General features: G+C 64.7%; 14 protein-coding genes and 1 riboswitch. Of the genes, 9 read left to right on the top strand and 5 right to left on the bottom strand.

Features of this window, described 5'->3' with window-relative positions; genetic code table 11:
• The first annotated feature begins 267 nt into the window (after positions 1–267).
• Complete coding sequence (locus ETC27_RS05215) at positions 268–1,746, top strand: protein adenylyltransferase SelO (protein ID WP_136253945.1); 1,479 nt, start codon at positions 268–270, stop codon at positions 1,744–1,746.
• A gap of 272 nt (positions 1,747–2,018) precedes the next feature.
• On the opposite strand, the gene ETC27_RS05210 is transcribed toward ETC27_RS05215, so the two are convergent.
• The 3 genes from ETC27_RS05210 to ETC27_RS05200 form a co-directional block, all read right to left on the bottom strand.
• Positions 2,019–2,708: a DUF1826 domain-containing protein gene (locus tag ETC27_RS05210; protein WP_240724808.1), complete on the bottom strand. Its 690-nt coding sequence runs from the start codon at positions 2,706–2,708 to the stop codon at positions 2,019–2,021.
• A gap of 351 nt (positions 2,709–3,059) precedes the next feature.
• The gene (locus tag ETC27_RS05205; protein WP_136253944.1) at positions 3,060–3,887 is read right to left on the bottom strand and encodes a metal ABC transporter permease; all 828 of its coding nucleotides are present in this window, start codon (positions 3,885–3,887) and stop codon (positions 3,060–3,062) included.
• Positions 3,887–4,654 (bottom strand): metal ABC transporter ATP-binding protein, encoded by a 768-nt coding sequence (locus tag ETC27_RS05200; RefSeq protein WP_136253943.1) that lies wholly within the window; start codon positions 4,652–4,654, stop codon positions 3,887–3,889. The genes ETC27_RS05205 and ETC27_RS05200 overlap by 1 nt, the downstream gene beginning before the upstream one ends.
• A gap of 105 nt (positions 4,655–4,759) precedes the next feature.
• Here ETC27_RS05200 and ETC27_RS05195 point away from each other — a divergent pair, with 105 nt between their 5' ends.
• The 5 genes from ETC27_RS05195 to ETC27_RS05175 all read left to right on the top strand — a co-directional run bounded on the left by ETC27_RS05195 (position 4,760) and on the right by ETC27_RS05175 (position 10,875).
• Positions 4,760–5,692: a zinc ABC transporter substrate-binding protein gene (locus ETC27_RS05195; protein WP_240724807.1), complete on the top strand. Its 933-nt coding sequence runs from the start codon at positions 4,760–4,762 to the stop codon at positions 5,690–5,692.
• A 125-nt stretch (positions 5,693–5,817) separates the two neighbouring features.
• The gene (locus tag ETC27_RS05190) at positions 5,818–6,648 is read left to right on the top strand and encodes an ATP-binding cassette domain-containing protein (protein ID WP_240724806.1); all 831 of its coding nucleotides are present in this window, start codon (positions 5,818–5,820) and stop codon (positions 6,646–6,648) included.
• A 3-nt stretch (positions 6,649–6,651) separates the two neighbouring features.
• Positions 6,652–7,539 carry an ABC transporter ATP-binding protein gene (locus ETC27_RS05185; RefSeq protein WP_136253941.1) on the top strand — a complete coding sequence of 296 codons (888 nt, stop codon included), beginning with the start codon at positions 6,652–6,654 and terminating at the stop codon, positions 7,537–7,539.
• Positions 7,536–9,080 carry an ABC transporter substrate-binding protein gene (locus tag ETC27_RS05180; protein ID WP_136253940.1) on the top strand — a complete coding sequence of 515 codons (1,545 nt, stop codon included), beginning with the start codon at positions 7,536–7,538 and terminating at the stop codon, positions 9,078–9,080. Before ETC27_RS05185 ends, ETC27_RS05180 begins: the two co-directional genes overlap by 4 nt.
• A 10-nt stretch (positions 9,081–9,090) precedes the next feature.
• Positions 9,091–10,875, top strand: coding sequence for an ABC transporter permease subunit (locus ETC27_RS05175; protein ID WP_136253939.1), 1,785 nt, complete (start codon positions 9,091–9,093; stop codon positions 10,873–10,875).
• A gap of 218 nt (positions 10,876–11,093) precedes the next feature.
• Here ETC27_RS05175 and katG read toward each other — a convergent pair whose 3' ends face one another.
• Entirely contained in the window at positions 11,094–13,271 is a 2,178-nt protein-coding gene (katG, locus tag ETC27_RS05170; RefSeq protein WP_136253938.1) for a catalase/peroxidase HPI, read from the bottom strand.
• A 469-nt stretch (positions 13,272–13,740) separates the two neighbouring features.
• Between katG and ETC27_RS05165 the strand changes: the two genes are divergently transcribed.
• Positions 13,741–14,871 carry a zinc-dependent alcohol dehydrogenase family protein gene (locus ETC27_RS05165; RefSeq protein WP_136253937.1) on the top strand — a complete coding sequence of 377 codons (1,131 nt, stop codon included), beginning with the start codon at positions 13,741–13,743 and terminating at the stop codon, positions 14,869–14,871.
• Positions 14,872–14,899: 28 nt separating this feature from the next.
• Here ETC27_RS05165 and ETC27_RS05160 read toward each other — a convergent pair whose 3' ends face one another.
• Positions 14,900–15,577 (bottom strand): hypothetical protein, encoded by a 678-nt coding sequence (locus tag ETC27_RS05160; protein WP_136253936.1) that lies wholly within the window; start codon positions 15,575–15,577, stop codon positions 14,900–14,902.
• 174 nt (positions 15,578–15,751) lie between these two features.
• Positions 15,752–15,884: riboswitch (TPP riboswitch) on the top strand.
• Between ETC27_RS05160 and ETC27_RS05155 the strand changes: the two genes are divergently transcribed.
• The gene (locus ETC27_RS05155; RefSeq protein WP_136253935.1) at positions 15,874–17,286 is read left to right on the top strand and encodes a sodium:solute symporter family transporter; all 1,413 of its coding nucleotides are present in this window, start codon (positions 15,874–15,876) and stop codon (positions 17,284–17,286) included. Its footprint overlaps the riboswitch before it by 11 nt.
• An 81-nt stretch (positions 17,287–17,367) precedes the next feature.
• On the top strand, positions 17,368–19,056 hold the full coding sequence (ilvD, locus tag ETC27_RS05150) for a dihydroxy-acid dehydratase (RefSeq protein ID WP_136253934.1): 1,689 nt from the start codon (positions 17,368–17,370) through the stop codon (positions 19,054–19,056).
• Positions 19,057–19,114 lie beyond the last annotated feature (58 nt).

The raw sequence follows: 19,114 nt of genomic DNA, 5'->3' as shown, positions 1-19,114 counted from the left end.
TGCCGGGGACGCCCCGACTTTCTTGCCGCATTATTGTGACTATTGCCGGTCGTATCGCACACGGGACCACCTGGCGAGGTAGCCTCGCGGGCTCCCCGATCGAGGGACCGTAGTTCAGTCGTTGGCGTTGGGCGAAGATGTCGAAGAGGCTGTGGCTTATTGGGTAAGCGCGTCGTGCTGGATTGATATTGAGACCTGACCGAAGGGAATCTTGGCCGCGCTGGCGTGTCCCTGTAGGGTAGGCGGGCCCGTTTTTGAGGAGGCGTCATGTTCCCGAGTTTTTCCCTTCGCTATGCACACTTGCCAGCGCGCATGAGTGCTGAGTGCGCCCCGACCCCGGTGACCAAGCCGCAGCTAGTGGCCTTCAACCATGCGCTCGCCGAGGAACTCGGCTTCGATGCGGCTGCCTTCGACGCCGGGCAGGCCGCCGATGCGCTCTCAGGCAATGCGCCGCCTGAAGGCAGTGCGCCGCTGGCGATGGCCTATGCCGGTCATCAGTTCGGTAACTTCGTGCCGAAACTAGGCGATGGCCGGGCCCTGCTGCTGGGTGAGGTCGTTGACCGCGAGGGGCAGCTTCGTGAACTGCAACTCAAGGGCGCCGGGCGCACGCCTTTCTCTCGAGGCGGCGATGGCCGTGCCCCCTTGGGGCCCGTGCTGCGCGAGTACCTGGTCAGCGAAGCCATGCATGCGCTGGGTATTCCGACGACCCGCGCGCTGGCGGCGGTGACTACCGGGGAGCGTATCGTGCGTAGCCTCGCCGAGCCTGGCGCGGTGCTGACACGGGTGGCGTCAAGCCATCTTAGAGTGGGTACCTTCCAGTACTTCGCCGTGCGCCGCGACGTGGAGGCGGTCCAGATCCTGGCCGATATGGCCATCGAGCGGCACTATCCGCACCTAGAGTCGCTCAGCGGTAGCGAGCGCTACCTTTCGCTGCTCGAGGCCGTGATCGCCCGCCAGGCTGAGCTGGTGGCACGCTGGATGGGGGTGGGCTTCATTCATGGGGTGATGAATACCGATAACACCACGATCTCCGGCGAGACGCTGGACTACGGCCCCTGTGCCTTCATGGACACCTTCGACTCGGACACCGTGTTCAGCTCCATCGACCAGCGTGGCCGCTACGCCTTCTCCAATCAGCCGCATAGCGCCCAGTGGAACCTGGCACGTTTCGCCGAGACGCTTTTGTCGTTGCTCGACGAGGATCGCGAACGCGCCATCAAGATGGCGACCGACGCTATCGAGACCTTCCCCGAGCATTTCGAGGCCAGCTTCGGCGCGGTCAAGCGCGCCAAGCTGGGCCTTCTGGGCGTCGAGGCCGACGATGAGTTGCTGGCCCAGCAATTGCTGGATGCCATGCAGGCTGGCCATGCCGATTACACCCTGACGTTCCGCCGCCTGGCTGATGTGCTCGAGAGCGAAGAAGGCGAGTCGCGCTTGATCGAGCTCTTCGACACTCCCGATGCCATCGCCTCCTGGTTGGTGCAGTGGCGCGAGCGTGTGGCCCGTGAGGATGTCGATACTGCGACCATTGTTGCGCGTCTGCGCGCCACCAATCCTGCGGTGATTCCCCGTAACCATCAGGTCGCGCATGCCTTGAAGGCGGCCGATGATCAAAATGACTACGCTCTCTTCGAATCGCTGCTGGCGGCCGTGACGCGGCCCTTCGAAGATCCTGACGGCGAGGTCGACTATCGCCAGCCGCCACAGTCCAATGAACAGGTGCTTCGCACTTTCTGCGGCACCTGAGGCAACCAGACTGATAAAGGGCTAAAGAGGGTCTGAAAAGGGACTAGAAAGCAGACCTGCGCTACAGCAAACGGCCGCCATGTTACGCATGGCGGCCGTTCTTTGTTGTGACGGATAAGCAAGTTGTTGTGGATAGCACGTTGTTATGGATAGCAAGGTGCGCCGGATGTCGCGGTGTGACGTTTCGGACTGGGAGACCCTGGCGGGCTCGCCACCCGCCAGGAGGTGTCCACATGGGCCTTGACGTTAATCCAGGACGGTAGCCGCCATGATCAGGCGGGATCTATCGTCAGCAACAGTCGCTCATGGCTTGCCGGCAGGTCGGGGCTCCGATGTACCAAGCCATGTTCCTCGTTGCCGATCCACCCGCTGCCCTTGAGAAGCGCCAGGTCACCGGTGCCGAGCCGTCGAATGGCGGATGGGGCGGCGGCGATCTCGGGTTTGTCCGGCCGCGGTGCCCCCAGACCCTGACGGTTCACGGCCCATTCGGGGAGCCATTCACAGCCGGGGCCATGGTAGGTCGTGACCAGGCGCACCGGCAGATGGTCGCAGTGAAAGCGTGGACACATGGCGGATGCCAGGCGGCGCAGGCGCAGTCCCACGGCCTCGGTGTCAAACAGGCAAGCCATGGCCTCGGCCAACGTCACGATATCCTCGATGAGGGCACCGCAGGCATCAGGGGCATGCAGTCGTTGCGCAAGCTCGCAGCGCAGAGCATCGCCGGGTGGACCCAGCCAGGAAAGGGAGAGCGCGCTGTTCGCCTGGAGCTGGGCGTTGACGCCGGCCTGTACCTCCTTGGGGAGTTGCCGGCGCAGGATGGCGATGTTGATGTCATCCTCGAAGATCCGGGGCAGGATGCTGATATCCTCGCCCTCGGCATGGCGGGGTGTCTCGGGAAAGTCGGGTGAGTCGTGTGAGTCAGGTAAGCCGGGTGCGTCATGGCGTTGTGCGGTCGTCATCATGGCATGGTCTCCGAAAATACATGGGTCACATAAGTGATATGATATAACGTAACTTTTATTGCGCTTGAAGCAAGGCCCACCCCGTCTGACCGGGGGATACCTGGTCGTGCGCCCCATCACGCCTTCTCGCACCGCTGGCTGGAGTCCTGTTGCCGAGTATCACGGCCCATGGGCGAGACCACAGCCCTCATCCGCATGACCATGATGGTGCCCATGACGATGACTAAGACCAAGACCGTGGCGTCGATAAGGCTTTAAACGTGGCCACTCGCAGGGGATGCCGCAAACGAGGCCGTCCTGGGGACTCGCACACGGTCATGCCTGCCGCTCGGGCTTCTACATCGAAGTGCATCAAGGATGCACCCCAGCGGACGAGGTGGCGCCTACTATCCGACGCTTGAACAGTCCGGCCAGACCGGACAGGGCAAACAGGATGGCGGCCAGGCTGACGATGGTGGGACCGGTGGGGGTATCGAGCCAGTAGGCGGTCTGCAGGCCACCGGTAGTTGAGGCAGCCCCGATCAAGGCGGTCAGTAGTGCCATGGCTTCCGGTGTGCGACAAAAGGGCCGCGCGGCAGCGGCAGGGATGATCAGTAGCGCGGTGATCAGCAGCGCCCCCACCACCTTCAGCGCCACGGCCACAACGATGGCCAGCGAGAGCGTCAGCACCCACTGCTCGCGTCTGGGATCGATGCCGCTTGCCCGGGCGAGGTCGGCGTCCAAAGTGGCGGTGAGCAGTGCCGACCAGCGCCATCCCACCAGGCTTGTAACCAGCAGCGCGCCGGTCCCAATGAGTGCCAGGTCGTCCTTGCCGACGGCCAGGATGTCGCCGAACAAGTAGGCCGTCAGGTCGATGCGTACCCCGGATGAGAAGGATACCGCCACCAGGCCGAAGGCGAGCGCCGAGTGCGCCATGACCCCGAGCAGCGTGTCCATGGCATAGCCCCGGCCGTTGAGCAGTGAGACAAGTGTGGCCATCAGCAAGGACACCAGCAGCACGCCGACGAAGAGGGAGGTTGAGAGCAGCAGCGACAGCGCCACGCCGAGGATGGCGGCATGGGCGGTGGCGTCGCCGAAGTAAGCCATTCGCCGCCAAATGACAAAGCAGCCCAGCGGGGCGGCGGCGAATGCCACGCCGAGCCCGGCCAGGGCGGCGCGAACCATGAAGTCATCGAACATCAGGGGCTGGCCTCCAGGCGGCTTGTCTCGGTGGGCTGCGGTGCGGCCATGTCGACAGGAGGGGCATGGCGGTCGCGGTCATGATGATAGAGCGCCAGGGCATCATCGGTATCGGGGCCAAACAGCGCCTGATAGGCCGGCGAGCTGACGACTCGCTCGGGCGTGCCCTGGCAGCAGATGTGGCGGTTCAGGCAGACCACGCGGTCTGTGGCGCGCATTACCACATGCAGCTCGTGGCTAACCATCAGCACCGCACAGCCCAAGTCGCGACGCACGCTTGCGATCTGGCGATAGAAGTCGGCCGTGCCGCGGTGGTCGAGACCCTGAGTCGCCTCGTCGAGCAGCAGCAGGTCGGGCTTATCCAGGAGCGCCCGGGTGAGCAGGACGCGCTGGAACTGGCCACCCGAGAGGTCTGCTACCTGTTGCTGACCCAGTCCGGGAATGCCGGCCTGCTCAAGGGCCTGGCGTATCGCCTGCAGTGGGTGGCGACGCGGCAGATTCAGGAAGCGGGTGACCGTCATCGGTAGAGTGGCATCGATGGCCAGCCGCTGGGGGACATAGCCGATGGTGAGGCCTGTCTGACGCACGAGCCGGCCACCTGCCGGCCGGACGGCGCCGATGATGGTGCGCAAAAGGGTCGACTTGCCGGAGCCATTGGGTCCGACCAGGGTGACGATCTCGCCGCGATCGAGGTGCAGGTCGATGCCCTGGAGGACGGTCTGTCCCCCGAGGGCGACGTGCAGGTCATCGATTGACAGCAGCGGCATGGCGATTCTCCGGTATGGGCTTGATGCTAATGATAATGTTATATCATAACATTATGTGTCACAATCGCCTTCTGTCGACTGCGCCCCCTGGAGAAATAGATGAAGATGAACACGTTGTTACGCTCGCTTTGCCTGCCTTGGCTGCTGGTGCCCGCGTTCGCTGCCGCCGAGGTGCCTGCGGTGGCCGTGGATATTCCGCCGGTCCACTCTCTGGTCGACCGTGTGATGGGAGAGCTTGGCTCGCCCGATCTGGTGATTCAGCCGGGGGCCTCGCCTCATGGCTACGCCATGCGCCCCTCGGAGGCCGAGGCGCTAGCGCATGCCGATGCCGTGTTCTGGGTCAGCGATGCGCTGACGCCCTGGCTGGCCGGGGCTCGTGAGTCGCTTGCCGACGAGGCGCTGAAAGTGGCGCTGATGGAGACCGCCGGTACACGGCAGCTCGCGTATCGCCAGGGAGCAGCGCTCGAGATCCATGCACATGACGACCACGACCACGGCCATAGCCATAGCCACGAGGGAATGGATCCACACGGCTGGCTCGATCCAGTGAATGCCCAGGCCTGGCTCGAGGCCATCGCCGAGTCGCTTGCTGACCTCGATCCCGCTAATGCGGACGTCTATCGTCGCAATGCGTCCAAGGGACAGGCTGAGCTTGAGACCCTGGTCGATGAGCTCAATGACCGCCTTGCCGACGCTCGCGATGCGCGTTTCATCGTGTTCCACGATGCCTACCAGTATTTCGAGACCCGTTTCGATGTTCAGGCGCTGGGGGCGATCTCTCTGGGCGATGCCTCGGATCCGAGCCCGGCACGCATCCGCGCCATTCAGGACCACGTTGCCGAACTCGGTGTTCAGTGCGTTTTCCGCGAGCCGCAATTCAGCCCGGCGTTGGTGAAGAGCGTGTTTGAGGGTACCGGGGTTGAAACATCGCTTGTCATCGACCCGCTGGGCGTCGACTTGCCACTCAATGCCGACCTCTATCCACAGTTGCTGCGCCAACTGGCCGATGGCGTCGTGCGCTGTGCCTCCGAGGCATGATGGCCGCGGCGGGCAGGCCAGGTACGATATTGCCTTCGCTATTTTTGTTATGATATAACCTCTCCTTTTTTAAGCCCTCTTTCAAGCTCCTCCAAGCATCGGCAAGGCCAAGGCAGGCATTTCACATGACATCAAACTCAACTGCCCCCGTCCTGAGGGTGGATAACCTACGCATGCGTCTTGGCGGACGGTTCGCGGTCGATGACTTGTCTTTCCAGGTGAGCAAGGGCGAGCGCGTCTGCCTGATTGGCCCGTCCGGTTCGGGCAAATCCCTCACCGCCGGGGCGATCCTCGGCATCCCGCCACCCGGGACTACCCTGAGCGGTCACATTCATATCAATGGCCTCGAGGTCGGTGGCGTGCGCGCGACACGGCGCCCACCGGCGGCTCGGGCCGGCATGGTCTTCCAGAGCACGCATGCCGCGCTGAATCCGCTGGTCAGTGTCGGCGCGCAGCTGAGAGAGCCTTTCATGCGCTTTCATGGGCTCTCTCGCCGGGAGGCGCAGCGTGCAGTCGTCAAGCTGCTGGGGCGAATGATGATCGATGCCCCGGAGCAGGTTGCCCGGCGCTCCTCGGCGGCGCTTTCCGGCGGCCAGCGCCAGCGCGTCTGCCTGGCGCTGGCACTGGCCTGCAAACCGGCGCTGATCGTTGCCGATGAGCCGACCACGGCCCTCGACGTCCTGACCCAGGGCGAGGTGTTGTCGCTGCTGCGTGAGAGCACGGGGACGGCGGATACGCCAGCGCTGCTTTTTATCTCCCATGACATGAATGCCGCAGCAACGCTTTGTGAGCGGGCGCTGATCATCGACGACGGTAGGCTCGTGGAGAGCGGCCCCCTGGCCCAGCTCATGGCCGACCCGCAGCATGCGTTTTCCCGGGAGCTGGTCTCGGCGATCCAGCAGGATGCCGTTGCCTCCACGGCCAGTTTGGCGCCACGGCATGAGATGACGGGGTAGCTTATGTGGAGCGACACATTCAATGACGACACACTCAACGACGATGGTTCACTGCTCAGGGTCGCCGGGCTGAACAAGTCCAGGCCCGGGCCGTGGCGGCTCTGGCAGGGCCGGGAGCGACACCACACACTCAAGCACATCGATTTTGGCATCCGCCCGGGGGAGCTCATTGGCCTGGCCGGTGTGTCCGGTGCCGGCAAGACGACGCTGCTGAGCCTGATGCTTGGCCTTGAACGGGCCGACAGCGGCGAGATCGTCTGCCAGGGGCGGCGCATCGTGCCCGGCTCTGTGCGCTCGCTGCGCTGGTATCGGCGCGCCGTGCAGTACATCCCTCAGGATCCGGCCGCCTCGCTGGACCCGAATATGAGCGTTCGCGAGCTGATTCGCGAGCCGTTGGCGCGGCTGGCAATCGACTGTGTCCACGAGACACGGGTGAGGGAGACGCTCGAGCAGGTTGGCCTGGACGAGCGTTACCTGACGCGTCGTCCCGCCGAGCTCTCCGGTGGACAGGCCCAGCGCGTGGCCATCGCCCGGGCGGTCGCCGTGCGTCCGCGGCTGCTGCTGGCCGATGAGCCGCTCAGCGGCCTCGATCTGCCGGTTCAGGCAAGGATCACCCAGCTACTGAAATCGCTCCATCATGATGCCGGCATTGGCCTGCTGGTGATCTCGCATGACCTCTCGGTGGTCTGTCGGCTGTGTCAGCGCACCATCGTGCTGGATGACGGTGCGATCATCGAGGATCGCCCCACCGAGGCACTCTTCCGTTCTCCCGCGCATGCGCGCACGGCGGCGCTGATCCAGGCGGCGTCGACCCTGTCGGGCCAGGATTTCACCTTATTTCCCCCTCATGCCGCCACGCCGGCCTTTCGTTCCCAGGAGTTAGCCCCTTGACCCTTCGCCATGCCTTGCCGCTTCCGCTCACGCTTCTTTCTCTGCTGGTGCTGGCCGGCTGCCAGCAGGAAGAATCGTCTACCGAGCCTTCTTCCAGCGAGGGCGATTCCGCCAAGACCGCTGAAGTCGACGATCGGCGCCTGAAGGTCGCCATGCTGCAGCCGCCGCGCTCCGGGCTGAACCCGCTGACCGATGATGCCTTCAAGCTGTCGCGCTGGAGCACCGCCGAGACGCTGATCCGCCTCGATGACGACGGCAGTCCGCAGCCCTTCCTGGCCACCGAATGGGAACGGCGCGATCCGCGTACCTGGCGCTTCGCGATCCGTGACGGGGTCACTTTCCACGACGGTAGCCCGTTGACCGCCGAGCGCGTGGTCGCCTCGCTGACCGCCGCGACCCAGGCGGCGCCCAAGCCGCGCATCCTGGACGGCGTGTCGATGGAGATCGAGGCCGATGGCGATGACGCGGTGATCGTGCGTACCGCCGAGGCCGACCCGTTGGTGCCCAACCGGCTATCCAGTCCGCAGCTGGCGATCATGTCGGCCAAGGCCTACCGCGACAACGGCACCGTCAATCCGATCGAGGCCGGCACCGGGCCCTTCGTGCTCGAGGAGATCAACGGCACCCAGAGCGCCCATCTCGACCGTTATGAGGAGTACTGGGGTGAGCGGGCTGAGCTTGCCGGCATCGACGCCGACTATGTGCCGGATGGCACGGCACGGGGGGCGGCGCTGCGCACCGGCGAGGCCGATGTGGTCGAGGCCGTGCCGGTCTCTCAGGTCGCGCTGATCGATCCCGAACGGATCCACGAGGTGCCGATGCCGCGCACCAATACCCTCTATCTGAATACCGAGTCCGGGCCCCTCGCGGACCCCGAATTGCGGGCAGCGGCGCGCGAGGCGGTCGATCGCGACGCCATCGTGCGCACCGTCTACGAGGGCCGTGCCGATGTCGCCAACGGCCTGCTGGGACCGGCCCTGAAATGGGCCGAAGGCCTGCGCTCGCCGGTGGACGGACGGCCCGCGCCGGCGGCCGCCGATGGCGCCAGCATCACGCTTGGCACCTTCACCGACCGGGCCGAACTGCCCGAGGTCGCGGTGCTGGTGGAGCAGCAGCTCGAGGCTGCGGGCTTCGATGTTCAGCAGGAGGTACGCCAGTACGCGCATATCGAGGCCGACATGCTGGCCGGCGAGTTCGATGCCTTCATTCTGTCCAGGGCGACCATGCTCGATTCCGGCGATCCGGTGGCCTACATGGCCAGCGACTTCTCTTGTGAGGGCTCCTTCAACATTGCCCAGCTCTGTGACCCCGAGGTCGAGGTGGCGCTTGAGAAGGCCGCTGAGCTGGCGCCGGGGCCTGAGCGCCGTAAGGCGATCATCGACGCCGAAGCCGCGATCCTGAGTACCGATGCCGCCGTGCCGATGCTCCACGAACGTGTCATCCAGGGCGAATCCGTGCGCGTCGCCGGCGCCGTGCGCGACCCGCGCGAGCGCGAGCTGATCAACGAGCATACCCGGTTCATCGACGATGACGGCGAGTAACCCAGGGGATATGCCCGCGGCAGGCCCACGGCCGTCGCGGTGGCGCATCATCGAGTGGGGCGCACTGCTGCCGACGCTATCGCGACTGATCACGCTCGTCGTCGTCATCTTGCTGGTCGGCCTGCTGCCCTGGCTATCGGGACGTGACCCGGCGCTGAGCATCCTGCGCGCGCGGGCCGGTGCCCAGAACCCGACCCAGGAGGCGCTCGAGGCCATTCGCACGCAGCTGGGCCTTAACATGGAGCCGCTCGAGAAGTTGCAGCATTGGCTCACGGGACTATTGCACGGCGATGCCGGTATCTCCTGGATCTCCGGCACACCGGTGTTGCCGGGCATGCTGAAGGCGACGGGCGTCTCGCTGACACTGATGGCGGCGGCGCTTGGCGTCGCGTTTGTTACCACCCTGCTGATCTGTCTGCCGGCGCTGCGCCGCGGCCTCGCGGGACGCCCGGCGCCGACCACCGGAGCCGTCGGGGCCGCGATCACGGCGCTGCCGGAGTTTCTGCTCGCCGCGTTGCTGCTGGTGGTGTTCGCGGCCTGGCTGCGCTGGCTGCCGCCCTATGGCTGGGGCGAGTGGCGCCACCTGGTGCTGCCGGCGCTGTCGCTGGGATTGCCGGCGGGTGGTCTGCTGGGCCGGCTGTTCAGCGACGCGATGACGTCGGCCTTCGCCGAACGTTGGGTCGCGACCTGGCACATGGCGGGTTTCTCGCGGTGTCGCATCGTGCTGGCGGTGCTCAAGCGCACCCTGCCGAGCCTGATGCCGCAGGTAGGCCTGGTAATGGTGGGGCTGACCGGCGGTGCGATCGCCGTCGAGCAGGTTTTCTCCATTCCGGGCCTCGGCCGCGCCACACTCGGCGCGGCCGAGGCCCAGGATCTGCCGGCACTGCAGACCGGCATCCTGATTCTGCTTGCCATCGCCATCGTGTTGGGCGGCCTCGCCAACCTTGGCCGTTCCTTGCTGCTGGGCGGAGCGATGCGGGCGGGGGCGGTGCCAGTCGCCGCCTGCGTGAATCGTGGCGGCCGCGGTCGCTGGGTCGTGCCGGCGATGGCGGGGCTGCTGCTGCTCTTGATCATTGTTGCCGGGCTCGGGCGCGACCCGATGAGCTCGGCCTACCTGCGCCTGCAGCCACCCAGTCTGGCACTTCCTCTGGGCGCCGATGGTGTCGGGCGGGATATCCTGGCACGCGTGAGTCATGGTGCGCTTTCTACCATGGGCATGGCGCTGGTCACGGTGTGGGTCAGCTTCGTGCTGGGAATACTGATTGGCCTGATGCCGCGGCTGGCGGCCGGTCCTATCGAGATCACCAATGCCACGCCGCCCGTCATCGCCGGGCTGATCGTCGCCGGGCTCATGGGGCCCAGTGCCGCCGGCGCGGTGATCGCCGTCACGGCCGTGAGCTGGGCGCCGCTGGCTGCACACACGTCTGCTCTGGTGACCGAGACGATGGGGCAGGCGCATATCCGCATCACGCCAATGCTCGGCGTGGGGCGTTGGCGCCTGCTTTGGCGCTACGTGCTTCCTCCGGTCATCGGGCCGGTGTTTCGCCACGCGATGCTGCGTCTGCCCGGCACGGCGTTGGCGCTGGCGGCACTCGGCTTTCTGGGGCTTGGTCCGCGTCCACCGGCGCCAGAGTGGGGGCTGCTGCTGGCGGAGAGCATGCCCTACCTCGAGCGGGCGCCCTGGGCGGTGCTGGTGCCGTCGCTGGCGCTGGTGCTGATGTCGGTTCTGGCGGTCTCGCTGGCAAGCCTATGGCGCGGCCCCGGTGGCCGCGCGTCGCTGCCCTCGCGCGAGTAGCCTGGCAGGGAGAACGGGCGTTGCTCACCCAGCGCCAGAGGAGGCGGCAAGGGTGGGCTAGAAAGAAAAACGAGATGGGGAGAGCTGAACGGAGGCCAGAGAGGGGAGTTGAATAGAGGAGTGGAAGGTATAACGAAGCGCGCCGGCCCAAGGGCCGGCGCGCTTCGTGTTGCGTGGGTGAGGGAAGCCCGCCGCCAAGACGGCGGGTGAGTGAGGCATCAGGACAGATCGAAGCGATCGGCGTTCATCACCTTGGTCCAGGCGGCCACGAAGTCCTTGACGAACTTCTCCTCGCTGTCGTCCTGGGCGTAGACCTCGGCATAGGAGCGCAGAATCGAGTTAGAGCCGAACACCAGGTCGATCCGGGTCGCGGTGAACTTGGTGTTGCCGCTCTTGCGATCCACGATGTCGTAGGCGTTCTTGCCCGTGGGCTCCCAGCGATTCCGCATGTCGGTCAGGTTGACGAAGAAGTCGTTGGTCAACTGGCCGACGCGGTCGGTGAACACACCATGCGGGGTGTCGCCATGGTTGGTGCCCAGCACCCGCATGCCGCCGAGCAGGACGGTCATTTCCGGCGCGGTCAGTCCCATCAGTTGGGCGCGGTCGAGCAGCATCTCCTCGGGTTTGACCACGTAATCCTTCTTCTGCCAGTTGCGGAAGCCATCGGCTAGCGGCTCCATCGGCTCGAAGGATTCGGCATCGGTCATCGCCTCGGTGGCGTCGCCCCGGCCCTTGGAGAAGGGCACATGCACCTCGTGGCCCGCTGCCTTGGCGGCCTGCTCGATGCCCAGATTACCCCCCAGCACGATGACATCGGCGATGCTGGCGCCAGTGTCGGCGGAGATCGTCTCGTAGACTTTGAGGACCTTGGCCAGGCGCTCCGGCTCGTTGCCGGCCCAGTCCTTCTGCGGGGCCAGGCGGATTCGGGCCCCGTTGGCGCCGCCGCGCATGTCGGAGCCGCGGAAGGTGCGCGCGCTGTCCCAGGCGGTGCAGACGAGTTCGTTGAGGCTTAGGCCCGCCTCCGCGATTTTCGCCTTGACCACTTCTTCGATGTAGTTGGTCTCGCCCTGGGGCACTGGATCCTGCCAGATCAGGTCTTCACTGGGTACTTCCGGCCCGATGTAGCGCGACTTCGGCCCCATGTCGCGGTGGGTCAACTTGAACCAGGCGCGCGCGAAGGCATCCTTGAAGTACTCCGGGTCCTTCATGAACTTCTCGCAGATGGCCCGATAGGTCGGATCCATCTTCATCGCCATGTCCGCGTCGGTCATCATCGGGTTATGCCGGATGGACGGGTCCGTGGGATCGACCGGTTTGTCTTCCTCCTTGATATCGACAGGCTCCCACTGGTTGGCACCGGCGGGGCTCTTCTTGAGCTCCCACTCATGGCCGAACAGCATGTCGAAGTAGCCCATGTCGAACTGGGTGGGGTGGGTCGTCCAGGCCCCTTCCAGACCGGAAGTGACGGCGTTGGTGGCCTTGCCTTTCAGATTGGGGTTGAGCCAGCCAAAGCCCTGCGCGTCGACATCGGCGCCTTCCGGCTCCGGCCCGAGCGCCTCGGCGTCGCCATTGCCGTGGGTCTTGCCGACCGTGTGGCCGCCGGCGGTCAGTGCTGCGGTTTCCTCATCGTCCATGGCCATGCGCGCGAAGGTTTCGCGAACCTGCTCGGCGCTCTTGAGCGGATCGGGTTGGCCATTCACGCCCTCCGGGTTCACGTAGATCAGGCCCATCTGCACCGCGGCCAGCGGATTCTCCATGGTGTCTGGCTTGTCGACGTTGTCGTAGCGCTCATCGGAGGGCGCCAGCCATTCCTTCTCGGCTCCCCAATAGATGTCCTTCTCGGGATGCCAGATGTCCTCGCGACCGAAGGAGAAGCCAAAGGTCTTGAAGCCCATCGACTCGTAGGCGACGTTGCCGGCCAGGATGAACAGATCGGCCCAGCTGACCTTGTTGCCGTACTTCTTCTTGAGCGGCCACAGCAGGCGGCGGGCCTTGTCGAGGTTGCCGTTGTCCGGCCAGCTATTGAGGGGCGCGAAGCGCTGATTGCCGGTGCCACCGCCACCGCGGCCATCGGCCAGGCGGTAGGTGCCGGCCGCGTGCCAGGCCATACGTATCATCAGGCCGCCATAATGGCCCCAGTCGGCCGGCCACCAGTCCTGGCCGTCGGTCAGCAGGGCGTGCATGTCCTTCTTGAGTGCCGCGACATCAAGCTTCTTGACCTCTTCTCGATAGTCGAAGTCTTCGCCCATCGGGTCGGACTTATGATCATGCTGATGGAGGATGTCCAGATTCAGGGATTCCGGCCACCAGTTCGTGTTGGAATGACCGCTGGCCGTCTGACCGCCGTGCATTACCGGACATTTGCCTGCGTTGTTGCCGTGCTGTCCTTCGTCCATCGCGTTATCTCCCGTCATCTCTGCTTGAGGGGGCTAAAGCCCCTGTCACGTCCGTTTGTCCCGTAACCACGCCACCCGCTGGGTGATTGACATGCTCATGTCAGACAGTAGAAGGGACGATGTGTTTTACCCTTGCGCTACTTGTCAGCTTAGTGGCGGCACTCACAGCTTCAATTTTTCTTTACTCAAGAAGCTGATAGCTAATATTCATCAATTGGTGGGCCTGCGGTAAAACTCGCTTCACTGGTCATCATGTCTTGGAAAATATCAGGCGTGCACCAGCATCGCCCATGGTAACGGCGCGGTTATCCTCAACGGTTACGTCGCGCAATGACGCTCTGGTCCGTCGGGCTGGAAGCTGACCTAAGTTCAATTGCCGCCGCGAAAAATACTGACATAACGTGGGGTATTGCCTATTTCCTGAGACCTCAAAACGAGACCTCAAAACACAACAACAAGGATCCATTTCGTGAAGATCAATGCCGCCGTGCTGCAGGAAATCGGGAGCGCTCGCCCCTACACACGCACCCGCCCACTGGTGATCGAGGAACTCGAGCTCTCTCCTCCGGGCGATAATGAGGTGCTGGTAAAGATCAAGGCCGCCGGCCTGTGCCATTCGGACCTATCAGTGATGGACGGCAACCGGCCTCGGCCCGTGCCCATGGCGCTTGGTCACGAGGCGGCGGGGGTGGTGAAGTCGGTGGGACGAGGCGTCACCGATCTTGCCGAGGGCGACCATGTAGTGGCCGTCTTCGTGCCGAGCTGCGGTCACTGTGCGCCATGTGCCGAGGGTCGGCCGGCGCTCTGTGAGCCGGGGGCCAAGGCCAACAATGCTGGCACCCTGGTGGGGGGCGGCCATCGCCTGCACCGTGCCGATGGCACGCCGGTCAATCATCATCTCGGGGTCTCCGCCTTTGCGGACCATGCGGTGGTGTCACGAAACTCTCTGGTCAGGATCGACCCGCGTTTGCCATTTAGGCATGCCGCCTTGTTTGGCTGCGCCGTGCTTACCGGGGTGGGGGCGGCCATCAACTCGGCGGGCATCCGTGCCGGCCAGACGGTGGCAGTGATCGGTTTAGGTGGGGTGGGGCTCAACAGTGTGCTGGGTGCTCTGGTAGCCGGTGCCAGCGACGTGATCGCCATCGACCTGGATGATGACAAGCTGGCGTTGGCCAAGCAGCTGGGCGCGACACGGGTGTTCAACAGTGCCGATACGGATTGCGCTGAGCAGGTGCGAGAGGCAACACGGGGGGGCGTGGATTGTGCCATCGAGATGGCAGGCTCGGAGAAGGCCCTGGAGTTCGCCTACCAGGTCACCCGTCGTGGCGGCCTGACGGTCACTGGCGGGCTCGCCCATCCCGACCGAAAGGTGGCCATCCAGCAGGTCAGCCTGGTGGCTGAGGAGCGCACCCTGCGAGGCAGCTACGTGGGTAGTTGCGTGCCGGTGCGCGATGTCGGTCGCTACGTCGCTCTCTTCCAGCAGGGCAGGTTGCCCGTTGACCGACTACTGTCACGGGTACTGACCCTTAAAGACATCAACGATGGCTTCGAACAACTTGCGGCTGGTCAGGCCGTGCGTCAGGTAGTGGAGTTTGAATAGACCACTCGGATGACGCCTCGGACAACGATCATGCCGCAAGGTCGCTGCTCAACAACGCCAATACGGGTTCAACCTGGCTGACGTGCAGGATGAGTTGCACGTTGCCTGGGGCGTCTTCGGGCGTGGGGGTGACCACGGCGAATTCACCTTCCTCGAGATGAAATTCGTGGATCTCGCGCACGCCCGCGGCAGTCCGGCAGCAAATCGAGCGGTAGGCATCGTCTTCGCCATACGTCAGTCGATGGTAGACCTTGAAGAAGGTGTACAGAGCAAGGCCACCAGGGAAATCGGGCCAGCGGGCGGGGCTTTCGCGGGTCTCAACATCGATATGCTTGCCGTTTTGCTCTGCCGAGGCGATGGCGTTGGCCAGGGGGGCGGCGAGAAGCGATTCGTCGTCACTCGGAAGTGGTGTCAGGTCCGCCAACGCCTGCTGATAGAATGCGAAGCTTGTGGCAATGTCGCTTTCGTCGCGCAACATCAAGTCGTGATGGTGCAGATCACCCGGTGCGAAGGCGCCGTTTTCCCAGCCATGGATGACCTTAAGGCAAAGCCGCCCATCGCGTAGCGGTTTCTTGAGCAGGGCGTCCAGGGCCACCCGCAAATGCAGCTTGCGCTCGGCTACCTCGTTGTCGAAGGCCTCATAGGGCATGGCAAAGATTCTGTGAAGGCGCCCTTCGGCGTGTTCCTTGGCTTCCGTGTATTTCATCCCAATTCCCTGCAGGTGATTGTTGAAGTTAGACGATCTGTGGGTTTATCGATTATCGGCTGACGCTGACATTACCTTAGGAAAAGTTAATCTGGACGAAAAAGATGATCCGGCTGCATGGGTGACGACACCGCCCTGACGCGCGATAATCGTACCGTCCTACACAATTCATTCATTTGTCGCCAGGGGAGTCCCCGACCGCGCTGACGCTTTAGGCAGAGGCGAGTCGGACTGAGAGTGCACGGCGTGCTGACCCTGGAACCTGATCCGGTTGATACCGGCGGAGGAAGTGCGACATGCCCTACCTGACGTTTGCCGCGCTGGTCGCGGCGCTTTTGCTGTTTACCTGGCTTGGCCTGCGCGCCCGGCGCACCCATGGAGCGCTTGCCGGCGATGTGGTCGATGACTACGTCACCGCCCGCAACTCCCAGACCGCCTCGACGCTGGGGCTATCCTTTCTGGCCTCCGGCATGGGGGCCTGGATTCTCTTTGCGCCACCCGAGGTGGGTGCCTTCGTGGGGCCGATTGCGCTTGCCGGCTATGCTATCGGCGCGGCGCTGCCTTTCGTGGTGCTTGCCGCCTGCGGGCCGGCGATTCGTCGCTATCTGCCCGAGGGGCGCAGCATTGGCGAGTTCGCCGAACGCCGTTACGGGGCCGGTGTGCGTCGCTATGTGTCGCTGATTTCGGTGCTCTACATGGCCTGTTTCCTGGCGGCGGAGCTGACGGCCATCGGCGGCATCACGGCGCTATTGTCTGATGTGCCACCGGCGCTGGTGGTCATCGGCGTGGCTGTCTCGACTCTTCTCTACACGGCGCTTGGTGGGCTGCGGGCGAGTCTAGCCACTGACCGCTGGCAGGCGTTGCTCCTGATCGCGTTGCTGTTGATCGTCGGCGGGCTGGGCCTGTCGCGGCTGCCGGATTTGCCGGAAGGCGCCGCGCTGCCAAGCATACCCACGGGGAGTGCGCTGTCCGTGGCGCTGACGCTTGTCATCGCGGTGACGGCGGCGAACCTTTTCCACCAGGGCTACTGGCAGCGGGTCTGGGCGGCGAAGAGCGGTCAGGCGCTGGGGCGCGGGGCGCTGTTCGGCGGCCTGATCACCGTTGCCGTGGTCGCGGTGGTGGGGGGCCTTGGCATCCTCGCTGCCATGTCGGGCGTCGCGCTTGGTGAGCCCCCGATGCCGTTCTTCGCGCTGCTGATCGATGCCCCGGCCGGCCTCAAGCTGCTGGGCCTGGTGCTGGCGGTGACCCTGGTAGCCTCAAGCGTCGATACACTGCAGAACGGCATTGCCTCGCTGTCGGTGGGCGATGGACGTGTCAGTGGCCGCACGGGGCTCGGCCTGCCGATGGCCCGCTGGCTGACGGTGGCGTTGATGGTGCCGGTGGTGGTGCTGGCGCTGCAGAATCTCTCGGTGCTGCGGCTGTTTCTGATTGCCGATCTGCTGTGTGCCTCGGCGATGGTGCCGGTGCTGCTCGGCCTGTGGTCGCGCATGACCACGACGGCGGCGGTGGCGGGTGGTCTTGCGGGGCTTCTCGGCGCGGTCATGCCCGGCTGGGTGGCCCAAGGCAGTGTCATGTCAGGGCTTATGGCGGCAAGCTTTCCCGGGGGCGTGCCGACCCTTGCCCCCTTCCTCGGTGCCCTGATCGCCTCGACGGTGCTGAGTGTTGTCATCGCATCGCTGCGTCCGTCATTTGCCCCCCGTATCGGCTAGCAGGCCATCAAGGGTTTGCAAGGCTATAACATGGCGGCCACTATTCGGGTCTTGATGATCAATCCGCTGATAGGAGGCTCCATGTCTGATACGCCCAAGGATCCACGCCGGCGCTATTCCGCCCCGGTAGTCGATGGCCTCGGGAAGTCCGCCAGTCGCGCCATGCTGCGTGCGGTGGGCTTTACCGATGACGATTTCACCAAGCCGCAGGTGGGCATCGCCTCGACCTGGAGTCAGGTCACGCCTTGCAACAGCCATATCGACGGCCTCGCCGACGAGGCCAAAGCCGGGGCCGACGACGCCGGTGGCAAGGGCGTTATCTTCAACACCATCACCATTTCCGATGGCATCGCCAACGGCACCGAGGGCATGAAGTACTCCTTGGTGTCGCGGGAAGTCATCGCCGATTCCATCGAGACCGTGGCCGGCTGCGAGGGCTTCGATGGCCTGGTGGCGATCGGCGGCTGCGACAAGAACATGCCCGGCTGCCTGATCGGGCTTGCGCGCCTCGATCGCCCCGGCGTGTTCGTCTATGGCGGTACCATCCTGCCTGGCGAGAAACATACCGATATCGTCTCGGTCTTCGAGGCAGTGGGCGCCCACGCCAAGGGAGATCTTGACCTGATCGATGTCAAGCGCATCGAGGAAACGGCAATTCCCGGCCCCGGCGCCTGTGGTGGCATGTACACCGCCAACACCATGGCCTCGGCCATCGAGGCACTGGGCATGAGCCTGCCGGGCAGCTCGGCACAGAACGCCATCTCCCAGGCCAAGCGCGACGATTGCGCCGCTGCCGGCGCCGCGGTGCTCGAGCTGCTCGAGCACGATATTCGTCCCTCGCACATCATGACCCGTGAGGCCTTCGAGAACGCCATCACCATCGTGATTGCACTGGGCGGCTCCACCAACGCGGTGCTTCACCTGATCGCAATGGCGAACAGTATCGGCGTCGAATTGGGCCTCGAGGACTTCACCCGGCTCGGCAAGAAGGTCCCGGTGCTCGCCGACCTGCGCCCCAGCGGCCACTACATGATGAGTGAGCTGGTCGAGATCGGTGGCATCCAGCCGCTGATGAAGATGCTGCTCGAGGGAGGCCTGCTGCACGGCGATTGCCTGACCGTGACCGGCCAGACGCTTGCCGAGAATCTCGCCGGCGTGGCGCCGTATCCTGACGATCAGCGCATCATTGCCCCGCTCGATGCGCCGCTGAAGGCGGAGAGCCACCTGCGCATTCTGCATGGCAACCTGGCACCTGAAGGAGCGGTGGCCAAGATCACCGGCAAGGAAGGCGTGCGCTTCACCGGCACCGCCCGGGTGTTTGGTTCCGAGGAAGAGGCCCAGGCCCGCATCAACGATGGTACCGTGGTGGCCGGGGACGTGGTGGTGATTCGCTACGAAGGCCCGCGTGGCGGTCCCGGCATGCGCGAGATGTTGACGCCGACCTCGGCGATCATGGGGCGCGGGCTCGGTGATTCGGTCGCCCTGATCACCGATGGACGCTTCTCCGGTGGCAGCCACGGCTTCGTGGTCGGCCATATCACGCCGGAAGCCTTCGACGGCGGACCGCTGGCGCTGCTCGAGGATGGCGACCAGATCACCATCGATGCCGAGGCCGATACCATCACGGTGGCGCTGCACGAAGCGGAGCTCGAGCGTCGACGTGCCGCCTGGCAGCAGCCGGCACCGCGCTACCGCCGCGGCGTGCTTGCCAAGTACGCCAAGACCGTGAGCTCCGCCTCCACGGGTGCGGTGACCGACCTGCCTGACTAGGCATTGTCAGTGAGTGCCATGCCTGCAGGCCGGTTGCTTTAGGCTGGCGTCAGGCGGG

Source organism: Onishia niordana (genome assembly GCF_004798965.1).
Classification (GTDB): Bacteria; Pseudomonadota; Gammaproteobacteria; order Pseudomonadales; family Halomonadaceae; genus Onishia; species Onishia niordana.
This window is presented reverse-complemented; position numbering and strand designations above follow the sequence as displayed.

Coding starts and splice junctions, on each gene's coding strand:
- ETC27_RS05215 (WP_136253945.1), top strand. CDS start 268: ATGTTCCCGAGTTTTTCCCTTCGCTATGCACACTTGCCAGCGCGCATG.
- ETC27_RS05210 (WP_240724808.1), bottom strand. CDS start 2,708: ATGATGACGACCGCACAACGCCATGACGCACCCGGCTTACCTGACTCA.
- ETC27_RS05205 (WP_136253944.1), bottom strand. CDS start 3,887: ATGTTCGATGACTTCATGGTTCGCGCCGCCCTGGCCGGGCTCGGCGTG.
- ETC27_RS05200 (WP_136253943.1), bottom strand. CDS start 4,654: ATGCCGCTGCTGTCAATCGATGACCTGCACGTCGCCCTCGGGGGACAG.
- ETC27_RS05195 (WP_240724807.1), top strand. CDS start 4,760: ATGAACACGTTGTTACGCTCGCTTTGCCTGCCTTGGCTGCTGGTGCCC.
- ETC27_RS05190 (WP_240724806.1), top strand. CDS start 5,818: ATGACATCAAACTCAACTGCCCCCGTCCTGAGGGTGGATAACCTACGC.
- ETC27_RS05185 (WP_136253941.1), top strand. CDS start 6,652: ATGTGGAGCGACACATTCAATGACGACACACTCAACGACGATGGTTCA.
- ETC27_RS05175 (WP_136253939.1), top strand. CDS start 9,091: ATGCCCGCGGCAGGCCCACGGCCGTCGCGGTGGCGCATCATCGAGTGG.
- katG (WP_136253938.1), bottom strand. CDS start 13,271: ATGGACGAAGGACAGCACGGCAACAACGCAGGCAAATGTCCGGTAATG.
- ETC27_RS05160 (WP_136253936.1), bottom strand. CDS start 15,577: ATGAAATACACGGAAGCCAAGGAACACGCCGAAGGGCGCCTTCACAGA.
- ETC27_RS05155 (WP_136253935.1), top strand. CDS start 15,874: ATGCCCTACCTGACGTTTGCCGCGCTGGTCGCGGCGCTTTTGCTGTTT.
- ilvD (WP_136253934.1), top strand. CDS start 17,368: ATGTCTGATACGCCCAAGGATCCACGCCGGCGCTATTCCGCCCCGGTA.